We start from the raw sequence: 13,025 nt of genomic DNA on the forward strand, positions 1-13,025 counted from the left end.
GGCCGCTAGCTCTCGGGGAGGAACCCGGGCAGCCAGGACTCCAGTTCGTCGCGCAGCCGGACCGTCGCGCCGAGCTGGCACAGGACGCCGATGGTGCTCAGCGTCACCCGGTGGATCAGCAGGTACGAGGGCGGCAGGTTGATCTGCCGGCCCAACTGGTGGGCGGGGGAGCGGGGATCTGCGATCCGGGCCGCCTGGCCGCGCAGCCACGGCCGGGTGAAGGTGAACTCCTCCGCCTCGGCGGGCTCGATGATCGGCTCGAGGTAGTCCAGCACCGCCTCCGGATCGAGCTCGATCGACTTCTTCACGAAGCCCTCCGCGCACAGGTGCCCGTACACCCCCTCGGCGTCACCGTCCAGCGTCATCCGCAGCGAGCGGCCGATGGGCTCCGGCCAGCCGCCCGGCAGCCGGTCGACCGTGCCGAAGTCCAGCACCCCCAGCCGGGCCGTGCCGTCGGCGGCCTGGATCAGCCGGAAGTTCCCCGGGTGTGGATCCGCGTGCAGCAGCCCGGTGCGCGCGGGCCCGGAGAAGAGGAACCGGGCCAGCAACTGACCCGCCCGGTCACGCTCCTCCTGGGTGCCGTCGGCTATCACCTCCGACAGCGGGGTCCCTTCCATCCATTCGCTGATCAGGACCTGGTCACCCTGGTGCACGACGGTCGGCACCACCACGTCCGCGTCGCCTTCGAACGCCTCGGCATGCGTCCGCTGCGCCTGCGCCTCCAACCCGTAGTCCAGCTCCTCCGCCACCCGGTCACGCAGCTCGGTGATCAGCGGCTTGATGTCCATGCCCGGGATCAGCGGCCCCAGCAGCCCGGCGAACCGGCCCAGTTGCTTGAGGTCGGAGAGCAGCGCCTCCCCGGCCCCCGGGTACTGCACCTTGACCGCCACCTGCCGGCCGTCGTGCCACACCGCCCGGTGCACCTGCCCGATCGAGGCCGCCGCGGCCGGCTTGTCCTCGAACTCCTCGAACAGGTCCCGCCAGTCCTCGCCCAGCCGCTCCGCCAGTACCTGGTGCACCGTCGCCGAAGGCAGCGGCGGGGCCGCCTCCTGAAGCTTGGTCAGCGCGGCCCGATAGGGGCCCGCCACCTCCTCGGGCAGAGCCGACTCGAAGACCGACAGCGCCTGACCGAACTTCATGGCGCCGCCCTTCAGCTCCCCGAGGGTGCGGAACAGCTGCTCGGCGGTGCGCTGTTGGAGCTCGCGGGCGACGATCTCCGCGGACTTGCCTCCGATCAGCTTGCCCAGGCCCCAGGTGGCCCGGCCGGCCATGCCCAGTGGCAGCGCGGCCAGCTTGACGGTGCGGGTGACCGCCTTCCGGGGAAGATCAGACATACGCCCCTCCAGTTCCGAGACAGCCGTGCCGCCAGGGGCGGTTCGGGGGGTGTCCCCTCTGGCCTTCGGTCGAACGCATCCTGTCATGGCCCGCTGTACGAGAGTCAGCCCGATCCTGCCTCCTCCCTCTGCAGTACCGCTGGACCGCTCCCGGTGCCGCCCGGGCCCACCGCCCCGGCCGCGCAGGGGCAGTCCGGATGGGGGCGGACCTCCGAGCGCTCCCAGTGCAGGCCCGGCAGGGCGGCCTCCCAGCGGGCCGCCGTCGAAGCCGGCAGCCGGCCGTCGAGGAAGGACAGGGCGTGCGCGGCGGCGAGACCGGCCACCGCCGCGGCCAGGCCCAGATCGCAGGCGGCGACGGCTCTGCGACGGTGCGCCGACCGCCACTGCACCAGCATCCGGGGCCAGGCGGGATCCCGGTCGACCCGCTCCCGCTCCATGCACCCCGCGCACGCCGCGACCCCCGGCAGCACCAGCGGTCCGACCACCCCGGTGCCCTCCAGCACCCCCGCGTACAGGTGCGGGATGCCGGCCGCCACCCACTCGGCGGCCGCTTCGGGGTCGGGGGCCCACGCCTGGAGCCCGTCCCGGGGCGCGACCACCACCAGGGCCAGACCCGGTTCGGGTCCGCCGCCCTCCCCGGCCCGCGGGGCCCGACCGGGCGCCGCCTCCCGGACCACCGCCGCCGCGGCCTCGGCCCGCAGCCGCCCCACGCTGTCCGGGCCCAGCCCGCCCGGCGCCACATCGCCCGGCTGTACCCGCCCCCCGTCGAGCACCTCGACCCGGCCCACCCCGGCTCCCGCCAGGACGGCGGCGATCACCCCGCCCACCCGGCCGCTCCCGCGCACCTGTACCCGTATCGCCCGCCGGGCCGCGACCGCCCGTAACTCCCCGCCGGGCTCGCGGTGGACCAGGGAGAGCGACGCCAGATCCGGCCCCAGCCGCTCCAGGGTCTCCGGCCGCTTGCGCACCGCCTGCGCCCGGGGGCCGCCCGCGGTGGCGTCATCGAGCAGCCCGGCCCCCGCCAGCCGCCGGACCAGTTCATCCGCCTGGGTCGGGGGCAGCCCGATCCGCCCGGCCTCCTCGCGCAGCAACTCCATGCCCCGCGTCCCGTCGATCCGGTCGATCAGCGATGCCGTCGCCGTGTCCACCGGACCCAGCGCCACCGCGTGGGCGGGCGTCACCCCGCACTGCACCGTGAGCAGATCCCGCCACGCCCGCGCCAGCGCCGGCTTCACCTTCGGATACATGACCATCCCCCCGATTCCCGTCCCGTTCCCGCTCTGCTTCCTCCGCCGCGATTCCTTCGCGTCTTCCGTCACAGTGCCCGCTCCCCGAAACGCGTGCGGGAATTTGTCCACAGCCACGAGGTATTAGGCAGATGAGATGAATAAAGGGGGTGTTTCGCACCCCAGGTGAATCGATCATGTTCGAACCGCGGACGGGCGGGACGCCCGCACCGGCGACCGGGTACCGTCGAGGCGTGTCCGCCGACCCCTCGCAGCGCGCCGTCGAAGTACGCCGGAGCGCGCGCCGCCGCAGGACCGTGTCCGCCTACCGGGAAGGCGAGCGGACGGTCGTCCTGATCCCCGCCCGGATGTCCGAGGCGGAGGAAGAGCGCTGGGTGGGCGTGATGCTCGACAAACTCGCCGCCCAGGAGAGCAAGCGCACCCTCGGTGACGCGGAACTCACCGCACGCGCCGCGCGTTTGTCCGAGCAGTACTTCAGCTCCCGCGCCCGCCCCCGCTCGGTGCGCTGGGTCAGCAACCAGAACACCCGCTGGGGCTCCTGCACCCCGGCCGAGGGCAGCATCCGGCTCTCGCACCGCCTCCAGGGCATGCCCGAGTACGTCGTCGACTACGTCCTGCTGCACGAGCTGGCGCACCTCCTGGTACCCGGACACGGGCCCCGGTTCTGGCAGTTGCTGGAGGCCTACCCGAAGACCGAACGCGCCCGCGGATATCTGGAGGGGGTCGTCGCGGCGGACCGCCTCCCCGCCGCCCCCGGCACCCCCGCGGTCCCGGCCGCCCGCGGGGAATGACCCCTCGGCCGGGCTCCGGACCCGCCCGGTCAGGGCCGCCGCCGGGCGATGTGTACCGGCTCGGTACCGACTTGGCCGGATGTCCGCGCGAGCCGTTAGCCTGAGCGGCACGCATTCGGAGCGGGTGCGCGCATTCACAGTCGGGATGGGGGACGGTCGTACGCATGGCCAGGGAATTCCAACGCGGCCACAAGGCCAAGGTCAGTGATCTGACGGCGGGCACCGATCTGTACGTGGGCGTCCGGATCGCCGGCGCGGGGCTCTCCATCGACATCAGCTGCTTCGGCCTCGACGCCGACGAGCAGCTCTCGGACGACCGCTACTTCGTCTTCTACAACCAGCCGAAATCGCCCGAGGAGTCCATCCAGCAACTCGGCGCCCAGGCCGGTGACACCGAGTCCTTCCGGGTGACCCTCGACCGTGTGCCCGCGCACATCCACAAGCTGTCCTTCGCCGCCTCCATCGACGGCGCCGGCCAGATGTCCCAGATCGGCCCCGGCTACATCCGGGTCGTCGCGGGCGGCGAGGAAGTCGTCCGGTACTCGTTCACGGGTTCGGAGTTCAGCACCGAGCGCGCCCTGATGATCGGTGACTTCTACCTCAAGGACGTGTGGCGCTTCGCCGCCGTCGGCCAGGGCTTCGACGGCGGGCTCGCGGCCCTGCTCAAGAACTTCGGCGGCGAGGTCGCCGAGGAGGAACCCCAGGCAGCGGGCCAGGGCCGGCCGCAGCACCAGCCCCCGGCCGCCGCGCCCGGCTTCGCGCCGCCCCCGCAGGTCCCGGCGCCCGCGTTCGGCGCGCCCGCGCCCCAGGCCGCGCCCGCGCCCCCCGCCCCGCAGCCCGCCTTCGGCGCCCCCGCCCCCGCCCCCGCCTCCCACCAGCCGGTGCACTCGGCCCCCACGATGGTCGGCCCCCTGGTGCCCGCGCCGCCGACCGCCCCCTACGGGCAGCCGCCGCACGCGCCGCAGCCGCCCGGGCCGCCCTCGTACGGCCAAGTGCCGAACCAGCAGCCCTCGTACGGCGGCCAGGTGCCCCCGCCCGGCCCGGTCCCCGCGCCGCACGGCCACCCGGCCCCCTACGGCCAGCAGCCCGGATACCCCCAGCAGCCCGGATACCCCCAGCAGCCGGCGTACGGCCAGCAGCCCGGCCACCCGCAGCCGGCCGCCGCCGCCCCGGGACTCACCGCCGCGCTCAGCCGGTACAAGGAAGCCCCCACCGGCGCCCGCTGGACCCCGCAGAACCACCAGCTGATGCGGGTCGACCTCGCCCTCGGCGGCGGCCAGCCCGTCCTCGCCCGCCAGGGCAGCATGGTCCTCTACCAGGGCAAGGTCGACTTCAGCTACAAGGGCGCGGGCTTCGCCGGCCGCATCGTCGGCAACGCCACCGGCCAGGAGATGCAGCTCATGCGCTGCACCGGCCGCGGCCAGGTCTTCCTCGCCGAGAACGGCGCCCACCTGCACGCCATCGAGCTCCAGGGGGACGGCATCTGCGTCTCCGCCGAGTCCGTCCTCGCCTTCGACGAATCCCTCCAGCACGAGGTCCGCCGGATCGAGGGCCACGGCATCCCGGGCGGCGCCCTGTTCACCATGCTGTTCCAGGGCACCGGCACCGTGATCGTCAAGACGCACGGCACCCCCGTCGTCCTGCCCGTCACGCCGACCACCTTCGCCGACAGCAACGCCATCGTCGCCTGGTCCGCCGCCTCCCAGGTGATCATCTCCAGCCAGGTCCGGCTGCGCCGCAACGCCTACCCCGGCCACAGCGGGGAGACCGTGAACCTCCAGTTCCGCGGCGCCCCCGGCAACTTCATCGTCGTCCAGCCGTACGAGGTCTGAGGGAGCCCCACATGAACGCCATGAACGCCATGAACCAGCAGCTCGCGGGCTACGCCCCCACCCCCGTCACGGCCCGCATGGAGAACCACGGCCCGGCCATGCTCAAGGTCGCCATGCAGAGCGGCCACGACCTCTTCGCGCGCACCGGCTCGATGGTCGCCTACGAGGGGTTCGTCCAGTACGAGCCCAACCCGTCGGCCGTGCGCCAGATGGCCTCGCAGTGGCTCACCGGCGAAGGCGCCCCGCTGATGAAGTGCACCGGTGACGGCCTGCTCTACCTCGCCGACTACGGCGCGGACGTCGTCGTCATCCACCTCGACAACGACGCCCTCTCCGTCAACGGCACCAACCTGCTGGCCTTCGACGCGCAGCTCCAGTGGGGCGTCGAGCGGGTCAAGGGCATGGCCAAGTTCGCCGGACAGGGCCTGTTCAACGTCCAGATCTCCGGCACCGGCTGGGTGGCCATCACCTCCCGGGGCACCCCGATCGTGGTCGACTGCGGGCGCGGCGAGGACGAGACGTACGTCGACCCGGACGCGCTCGTCGCCTGGTCCCCCAACCTCAAGGTCAAGGGCAAGCGCAGCTTCAAGGCCTCGTCGATGATCGGCCGGGGCAGCGGGGAGGCCTACCAGATGGCCTTCTCCGGACAGGGCATCGTCGTCGTACAGCCCAGCGAGGACAGCACCGACCGGCTCCGGGCCCGGGGCTGAGGGGGAGCGGACACATCATGCAGAGCGCACTTTTCGGTTATGCCGAGACCCAGTCCCAGGACCGGTACACCGTCCAGAACCCGCAGCTGCTGCGGGTCTCCCTGAGCGGCTCCGACGACGTGCTCGCCCGCAAGGGGGCCATGGTCGCCTACCAGGGGATCATCGACTTCGACGGCGAGTACCAGAGCACCACCCAGCGCACCGCCCGCGCCCGCACCGGCGAGGGCCTGGACCTGATGCGCTGCTCCGGGCAGGGCACGGTCTACCTGGCCAACCTCGCGCAGTACGTCCACGTCGTGGACGTGGACCAGGACGGGCTCACCGTCGACAGCAGCTACGTGCTGGCCCTGGACTCCACCCTGCACACCGAGGCCGTCGCGGTGGACAGCCAGTACGGGATCTCCGGCTCGGGCAAGTACCAGCTCAACATCACCGGCCGCGGCAAGGTCGCCCTGATGACCTCGGGGCAGCCGCTGATGATGCAGGTCACGCCGGACAAGTACGTCAACGCCGACGCGGACGCCATCGTGGCCTGGTCCACCTCGCTGCGCGTGCAGATGCAGGCCCAGACGCACTCCACCGGCGTCTGGCGGCGGCGCGGCAACACCGGCGAGGGCTGGGAGCTCAGCTTCCTCGGCACCGGCTTCGCCCTGGTGCAGCCCAGCGAACTGCTGCCGCCGCAGAACGCCCAGCTCGGCCAGGGCCTGGCGGCGCAGTACGGCATGGGCCAGCACGGCGCCCACGCCCAGAACCAGAACAACGCCTGGAACTGAACGGCCGGCGTACGGGTGACGTACGGGCGGGGCGGCCCGGCTGGACCGCCCCGCCCGTACGTCACTGCCGTCAGAGGCGGGCCCGGGTGGCCTCCACCAGCCGCACCACCGACGCGTCGGCGACCGCCGCCACCTCGTCGTACGGGAACCAGCGCAGGTCGAGCGACTCCTCGCTGAGCTGTGCCACCGCGTCGGCGGGGGCCAGCGCCGCGTACTGCACGTCCAGGTGCCAGTTGCACGGCGCCGGGATCGGATGCCGGTCCAGTCGTACGGGGCCGCCCGGCAGCAACGTCAGCCCCGCCGGGATCCCCGACTCCTCGCGGGCCTCGCGCAGCGCCGCCTCCGCGAGGGTCGCGTCGCCGGGCTCGCAGTGGCCGCCCATCTGGAGCCACATGCCGAGCTTCTTGTGCAGGGTCAGCAGCACCCGCCCGCGCGCCGGGTCGACCACCAGCGCGCTGCCGGTGAGGTGACCGGCCCGGCAGGGCTTGTAGACCCCGTCCGGATGGGCCGCGAGGTGCTCCAGGTACAGGTCGCGCAGCTCGGGCTGGTCCTCGTACTCCTTGAGGACGAGGACCGCGTCGTCGTACAGGCTCACTGCTGCTCTTCGCCCTCGCCGTCGGTGCCTTCTGCGCCGCCCTGACCGCTCCGGCCCTGATCGCGCTTCTGCGCGGCCTCACCGAGCATCTTGTCGATCTCGGAGAAGTCCAGCTGCTCGCGGTGCACGAACCCGTCCGGGTCGTCCAGGTCGGAGGCCGTCGGCAGCATGTCCGGGTGCTCCCAGAGGCCGTCGCGCCCGTCCATCCCCCGGGCGTCGGAGAGCGAGGCCCACAGCCGCGAGGCGTCGCGCAGCCGGCGCGGGCGCAGTTCCAGCCCGATCAGCGTCGCGAAGGTCTGCTCCGCCGGGCCGCCCGAGGCGCGGCGCCGACGCATCGTCTCGCGCATCGCGTCCGCCGAGGTCAGCCGGGGCTTGGCCGCCTCGTGCACCACCGCGTCGACCCAGCCCTCGACCAGCGCGAGCGCCGTCTCCAGCCGGGCCAGCGCGGCCTTCTGCTCAGGGGTGTCCTGCGGCTGGAACATGCCGCCCTGGAGGGCTTCCTGGAGCTGCTCCGGGTTCGACGGGTCGATCTGGCCGACCACGTCCTCCAGCTTGGAGGTGTCGACCTTGATGCCGCGCGCGTACCCCTCGACCGCGCCGAACAGGTGCGAGCGCAGCCACGGCACGTGCGCGAAGAGCCGGGCGTGCGCCGCCTCGCGCAGCGCCAGGTACAGCCGCACCTCCTCGGACGGGACGCCCAGGTCCTTGCCGAGGCCCTGGACGTTCAGCGGGAGCAGCGCGGCCTTGCCGGCCGGGCCCAGCGGCAGCCCGATGTCGGTCGAGCCGACGACCTCGCCCGCGAGCACGCCCACGGCCTGGCCGATCTGCTGGCCGAACATGGCCCCGCCCATGGAGCGCATCATGCCGAGCAGCGGGCCGGCCATCGCCTGCATCTCCTCGGGCAGCACGCTGCCCATGGCGGCGCCGACGCGCTCGGCGACCGGGTCGACGAGCTCCTTCCACACGGGCAGGGTGGCCTCGACCCACTCGGCGCGGCTCCACGCCACGGCCGTCGTGGCGCCGGAGGGCAGCGAGGTGACCCCGTCCAGCCAGTGGTCGGCGAGGCGCAGGGCCTCTTCGACCGCCGACTTCTCGGCGAGGCCGACGCTGGCGTCCTTCACGCCGTCCGCCGTGCCCTGGGCGACGGTCTGGCGGGCGATGTCCTTGGCCATGTCCCAGTTCACGGGACCGCCCTCGTAGCTCAGCATCTGGCCGAGCTGCTGGAAGGCCGCACCGAGGTCGTTCGGGTTCATCGCGCCGAACATCGCGGCGAACGGGTTGTCCGCGCCGCCGCGCGGGGTACCGGCTCCGCCCGGCAGGCCCGCGCCGGGGAACCCGAACGGATTCGGGCCGCCCTGGCCGCCCTGGTTGCCCTTCTTCTTGCCTTCGTCGCCGTTCTCCGGCTCCTCCGGCGGAAGGCCGAATCCGAATGGGGTGTCGCTCACGGGTTTCCTCGGCTCGTAGGGCCGCCGGCGGGTGCCGACGGGCAATGGTCCGACAACACCACCCAGCGTAGACACCCGGCCCGCTTCCGGGCTCGGTGCTCCGCCGGGTCCTGGGCTGCGGCAGGATGGACATCACCTGGTGGGTACGCGTCACGGCGCGTCCCTACTGAAGACAACCGCTGGAGACGCCCGGTGAGTTCCCCAGATCCGCACGCTTTGGACAAAGACGGCCCGCACGAGCCCGACCCCGCGCCGCACGCCGCAGACCACACTGCGCCCGGCGAAAGTGGCGTTCGCCCGCCGCGAAACCCGGTGGTCCGAGGTCCCGTGATCGCGGTGACCGGCGCCGCGTCGGGGGTCGGCGCGGCGCTGGTGGGCCGCCTCGCCGCATCCGACGAGGTCAAGCAGGTCGTGGCCATCGACGAGCGGCGCGGCGACTGCGCTGCCGCGACCTGGCACGTCCTGGACGTACGGGACCCCGCGATCGCCGAGAAGCTGCGGGGCGCCGACGTGGTCGTCCACCTCGCGCTGGACCTGGACCTGGAGACGGACCCGGCGGCCCGCACGGCGTACAACGTGCGCGGAACCCAGACCGTGCTGACCGCCGCGGCGGCGGCCGGGGTGCACCGGGTCGTGCTCTGCACCTCCGCCATGGTCTACGGGGCGCTGCCCGACAACGACATCCCGCTGGCGGAGGACTCCGAGCTGCGGGCCACCGCCGAGGCCACCGGCGTCGGCGACCTGCTGGAGATCGAGCGCCTCGGCCGCCGCGCCCCCCGGGCGCACCCCGGGCTCAACGTCACCGTGGTGCGCCCGGCGGTGGTGGTCGGCGGTACCGACACCGCGCTGACCCGCTACTTCGAGTCGCCTCGCCTCCTGGTCGTCGCCGGATCCCGGCCCACCTGGCAGTTCTGTCACGTCGAGGACCTGGTCAGCGCCCTGGAGTACGCCGCCCTGGAGAAGGTCGAGGGGGAGCTGGCCGTCGGCTGCGAGGGCTGGCTGGAACAGGAGGAGGTCGAGGAGCTGAGCGGCATCCGCCGCATGGAGCTCCCCTCCGCCGTCGCCCTGGGGGCCGCGGCCCGGCTGCACCGGATCGGCCTGACCCCGTCCCCGGCGGGCGACCTCGCGTACACGATGCACCCGTGGGTGGTCAGCGTGAGCGCGCTGCACGCCGCGGGCTGGCGGCCGCGCTGGACCAACGAGGAGGTGCTCGCGGAACTGCTCCAGGAGGTCGCGGGCCGGCACACCGTCGCCGGCCGCCGCCTGGGCCGCAAGGACGCCGCCACGGCCGCCGGTGCGGCGGGCGCGACGGTCGCGCTGCTGGGCGCCGCCGCCGCGGTGCGCCGGGCCCGCAAGCGCCGCGGGATCTGAACGGGCCGGCCCGCCGCACCGGCGGAGCAGGCCCGGGCACGCCGCCCGGGCACGCCGCCCGGGCGGGGCCAGGCGCGGGCCCAGGCCCGGGGCCACCAGTGGTTTTCTGTAGGAGGCTCCCAAGAGGACCGCGCAGGGCCGGGGAATCAGCTATTTCGCCGGGCCCCCCGCTAGGGCACGATGGGGGCATGGCTGCGCACTTCGACCACCCCGGCGAGCAGGCCGCCCAGGACCCGGTCCGGCTGCTCGAAATCCGCGAGACCCCGCTCTCGATCGACGAGGTCTTCCAGGCGGTCGGCGACGACGCGACGGGCGGCACGACGCTCTTCGTCGGCACGGTGCGCAACCACGACGGCGGGGCCGACGTCGCCTCCCTCGGCTACTCCTGCCACCCCACGGCCGAGGCCGAGATGCGCCGGGTCGCCGAGCGCGTCGTGGCGAAGTACCCGGTCCGCGCCCTGGCCGCCGTACACCGCATCGGCGACCTGGCGGTGGGCGACCTGGCGGTGGTCGTGGCGGTCTCCTGCCCGCACCGCGGCGAGGCCTTCGAGGCCTGCCGGATGCTGATCGACGACCTCAAGCACGAGGTCCCGATATGGAAGCACCAGACGTTCGCGGACGGCACCGACGAGTGGGTCGGGGCCTGCTGAACCCCCGGCTGCGCGAAGGCACCCGGAAGGGGGTAACCTCGCACCCGTTCGGCCGCGCAACACGCCCTCGATTTGCGTAACCCCTTTCCGGGCACGAGCGTTGAAGCCACCGACGACACGTACTTTCGGGGCAGGGAGGCACGTCCATGGCGTCACTGGCGTGGTTGCTGATTCCGCTGTTCGCCGCCATCGGAGCGGCGATATGGGGCAGCTGGGCGGCGCGCGACCGCACGTCCGGCGACATATCCGAGCTGGCCGGCTACGCACGCTTCCGCGAGGCCATGGACCAGGCCGACCAGGCCGGTCCGTCCCGCACCAAAACGAAGGAAAAGGCGCACTCCGGTTCCGACGCCGTCTGACGCGTCCCGCGGGTCCGCCCCGAGCATCCTCCCCGGCCCGGGAACCCGGCCGACTGAGAATCCGCTGAGAGTTCCGCGGCCGAAGCCCGTACGGACGGGCCCCACGGGCCGCCCGGCAGAGGCGTCCCGTACTGTCGATCCATGCCACGCCGCACTGCGACGATGCTCGCTTCCACCCTCATGCTGTTCGCACTGCTCTGCGCAGGGGTGTTCCTCAAGGTCCCGTACTCCGAGATGAGCCCCGGCCCCACCGTGAACACGCTCGGTGAATCGCACGGCGAGCCCGTCCTGAACATCTCGGGGCACAAGACCTACCCCACCACCGGGCACCTCAACATGACGACGGTCCGCGTCACCGGCGCGGACTACGACATGAACCTGCTGGAAGCGGTGTACGGCTGGCTGGCCGGGGACAACGTCGTGGTGCCGCACGAGAACCTCTACCCGGGCGGCAAGACGGACAAGGAGTCCACGCAGGAGAACGCCGAGGAGTTCAGCCAGTCGCAGGAGAGCGCGAAGGTGGCGGCCCTCAAGACGCTGGGCATCGAGGTTCCCGTCCGTGTCATCGTCTCCACCGTCGTCAAGGGCAGCCCCTCCGAGGGCAAGCTGCACGCCGGCGACGTGATCAAGTCCGTCGACGGGACCGCGGTGGCCGAACCGGGCGACGTGGCCAAGCTCGTCACCAAGCACAAGGCCGGGGAGCCGGTCGACTTCGTCATCGTGCCCGCCGCCGAGGCGGCCGAGGCCGAGAAGGCCGGCCGCGAGCCGACCACCACGGCCAAGGTCACGATCGTCGCCGGGAAGGCGGAGGGCGACGGTCACGCCGTCGTCGGCATCCGGGCCGGCGTCGACCACACCTTCCCGTTCCCGATCGACATCAAGCTGGCCGACGTCGGCGGCCCGAGCGCCGGCCTGATGTTCGCGCTCGGCATCGTCGACAAGCTCACCCCCGAGGACCTGACCGGCGGGAAGTTCATCGCGGGCACCGGCACCATCGACGACGCCGGCAAGGTCGGTCCGATCGGCGGCATCCAGCTGAAGACCATCGGCGCGCGCAACGCGGGCGCCCGGTTCTTCCTCACGCCCGCCGAGAACTGCGCCTCCGCCGCCGCGCACGTCCCCGACGGGCTGACCCTGGTCAAGGTCTCCACCATCACGGACGCGAAGCAGGCCCTGGAGGAGATCGGCAAGGGGGACACGGCCGGACTGCCGCGCTGCAGCACGTCCTGACCGGCCCCCCGCCCGAGGGCTACGCGAAGGTCGCGGCCAGCGCCTCCGCCAGCCCGGGCACCAGCCCGCCGCCGGTGAGGACCTCGCTGGAGGAGTCCTTCTCCCGCAGCCGGACCGCGGACTCGCGCGACCCGTCGCGCAGCACGGCCACGGTCAGGCGGACCTCCTGCCGCTCGGGGTGTGCGGCGACCCACTTCGCCAGCTGCTTGTCGTTCAGCCCCTCCGGTACGGACGCCTCCGCGGACGGCGGCAGCATCAGCCGCTCCACGGTCAGCGCGCAGCCCACGACCGCGTCGGGCCACGCGATCGTGCCCAGGAACTTGTCCAGCGCGGTGTTGGCCGGCACCTCCTCCTGCTCGATCGGGGTCAGGGAGGACTTGCCGGTGTCGTCCTGGTCGAGACCGAGCTGGCCGGCCAGCCGGGGCTCCTGCCTGCGCAGGCGGGCGGTGTCGACGAGGGCGAACAGCCGGGCCGGCTGGTCCCAGCCGAGGCCGGCCGCGTACTCGTCGATCTCGAGGCAGGCACGGGTCAGCGGACTGGCCGCCATGGGAGTGCCGGAAGGCGAAAGGTTGGACATGGACAACATCCTGCCTCCTTTCCACCGGATATCGGGAACTGAGCAAACCCTCAGTAAGTTGCATGAGTGGGCTCTACGATCGGGGGCCCGTTGACGACCAGCTCCAGCGAC

General features: G+C 72.9%; 13 protein-coding genes. 8 read left to right on the top strand and 5 right to left on the bottom strand.

Translation table 11 applies throughout. The annotated features are described in order from the left end of the window. Positions 1-5: 5 nt before the first annotated feature. Positions 6-1,334 carry an ABC1 kinase family protein gene (locus ACZ4M3_RS07035; RefSeq protein ID WP_467730584.1) on the bottom strand — a complete coding sequence of 443 codons (1,329 nt, stop codon included), beginning with the start codon at positions 1,332-1,334 and terminating at the stop codon, positions 6-8. A 104-nt stretch (positions 1,335-1,438) separates the two neighbouring features. After that, the gene (locus tag ACZ4M3_RS07040; protein WP_467730585.1) at positions 1,439-2,581 is read right to left on the bottom strand and encodes a ThiF family adenylyltransferase; all 1,143 of its coding nucleotides are present in this window, start codon (positions 2,579-2,581) and stop codon (positions 1,439-1,441) included. A gap of 176 nt (positions 2,582-2,757) precedes the next feature. Here ACZ4M3_RS07040 and ACZ4M3_RS07045 point away from each other — a divergent pair, with 176 nt between their 5' ends. The 4 genes from ACZ4M3_RS07045 (at position 2,758) to ACZ4M3_RS07060 (ending at position 6,687) form a co-directional block, all read left to right on the top strand. Then, the gene (locus ACZ4M3_RS07045) at positions 2,758-3,372 is read left to right on the top strand and encodes a M48 metallopeptidase family protein (protein ID WP_467730586.1); all 615 of its coding nucleotides are present in this window, start codon (positions 2,758-2,760) and stop codon (positions 3,370-3,372) included. A 164-nt stretch (positions 3,373-3,536) separates the two neighbouring features. Continuing rightward, positions 3,537-5,204 (top strand): TerD family protein, encoded by a 1,668-nt coding sequence (locus ACZ4M3_RS07050; RefSeq protein WP_467730587.1) that lies wholly within the window; start codon positions 3,537-3,539, stop codon positions 5,202-5,204. A gap of 29 nt (positions 5,205-5,233) precedes the next feature. After that, entirely contained in the window at positions 5,234-5,914 is a 681-nt protein-coding gene (locus ACZ4M3_RS07055) for an AIM24 family protein (protein WP_467730826.1), read from the top strand. A 17-nt stretch (positions 5,915-5,931) separates the two neighbouring features. Next, positions 5,932-6,687: an AIM24 family protein gene (locus ACZ4M3_RS07060; protein ID WP_467730588.1), complete on the top strand. Its 756-nt coding sequence runs from the start codon at positions 5,932-5,934 to the stop codon at positions 6,685-6,687. Positions 6,688-6,757: 70 nt separating this feature from the next. Here ACZ4M3_RS07060 and ACZ4M3_RS07065 read toward each other — a convergent pair whose 3' ends face one another. Together ACZ4M3_RS07065 and ACZ4M3_RS07070 are read right to left on the bottom strand one after the other, a co-directional pair. Further along, positions 6,758-7,282 (bottom strand): NUDIX hydrolase, encoded by a 525-nt coding sequence (locus ACZ4M3_RS07065; RefSeq protein ID WP_467730589.1) that lies wholly within the window; start codon positions 7,280-7,282, stop codon positions 6,758-6,760. After that, on the bottom strand, positions 7,279-8,727 hold the full coding sequence (locus ACZ4M3_RS07070; RefSeq protein ID WP_467730590.1) for a zinc-dependent metalloprotease: 1,449 nt from the start codon (positions 8,725-8,727) through the stop codon (positions 7,279-7,281). Before ACZ4M3_RS07070 ends, ACZ4M3_RS07065 begins: the two co-directional genes overlap by 4 nt. Positions 8,728-9,039: 312 nt before the next feature. Here ACZ4M3_RS07070 and ACZ4M3_RS07075 point away from each other — a divergent pair, with 312 nt between their 5' ends. The 4 genes from ACZ4M3_RS07075 to ACZ4M3_RS07090 all read left to right on the top strand — a co-directional run bounded on the left by ACZ4M3_RS07075 (position 9,040) and on the right by ACZ4M3_RS07090 (position 12,337). Then, positions 9,040-10,098, top strand: coding sequence for an SDR family oxidoreductase (locus ACZ4M3_RS07075; protein ID WP_467730591.1), 1,059 nt, complete (start codon positions 9,040-9,042; stop codon positions 10,096-10,098). Between the two features lie 188 nt (positions 10,099-10,286). Next, a complete protein-coding gene (locus ACZ4M3_RS07080; protein ID WP_467730592.1) occupies positions 10,287-10,748 on the top strand; it encodes a molybdenum cofactor biosynthesis protein MoaE in 462 nt (153 codons plus the stop codon). Between the two features lie 146 nt (positions 10,749-10,894). After that, on the top strand, positions 10,895-11,107 hold the full coding sequence (locus ACZ4M3_RS07085; RefSeq protein WP_467730593.1) for a hypothetical protein: 213 nt from the start codon (positions 10,895-10,897) through the stop codon (positions 11,105-11,107). Positions 11,108-11,248: 141 nt separating this feature from the next. After that, the gene (locus ACZ4M3_RS07090) at positions 11,249-12,337 is read left to right on the top strand and encodes a YlbL family protein (protein WP_467730594.1); all 1,089 of its coding nucleotides are present in this window, start codon (positions 11,249-11,251) and stop codon (positions 12,335-12,337) included. Between the two features lie 19 nt (positions 12,338-12,356). Here ACZ4M3_RS07090 and ACZ4M3_RS07095 read toward each other — a convergent pair whose 3' ends face one another. Next, positions 12,357-12,923: a PPA1309 family protein gene (locus ACZ4M3_RS07095; protein WP_467730595.1), complete on the bottom strand. Its 567-nt coding sequence runs from the start codon at positions 12,921-12,923 to the stop codon at positions 12,357-12,359. Positions 12,924-13,025: the final 102 nt, after the last annotated feature.

The sequence above is a fragment of the Streptomyces sp. NPDC026522 genome, from assembly GCF_055567555.1.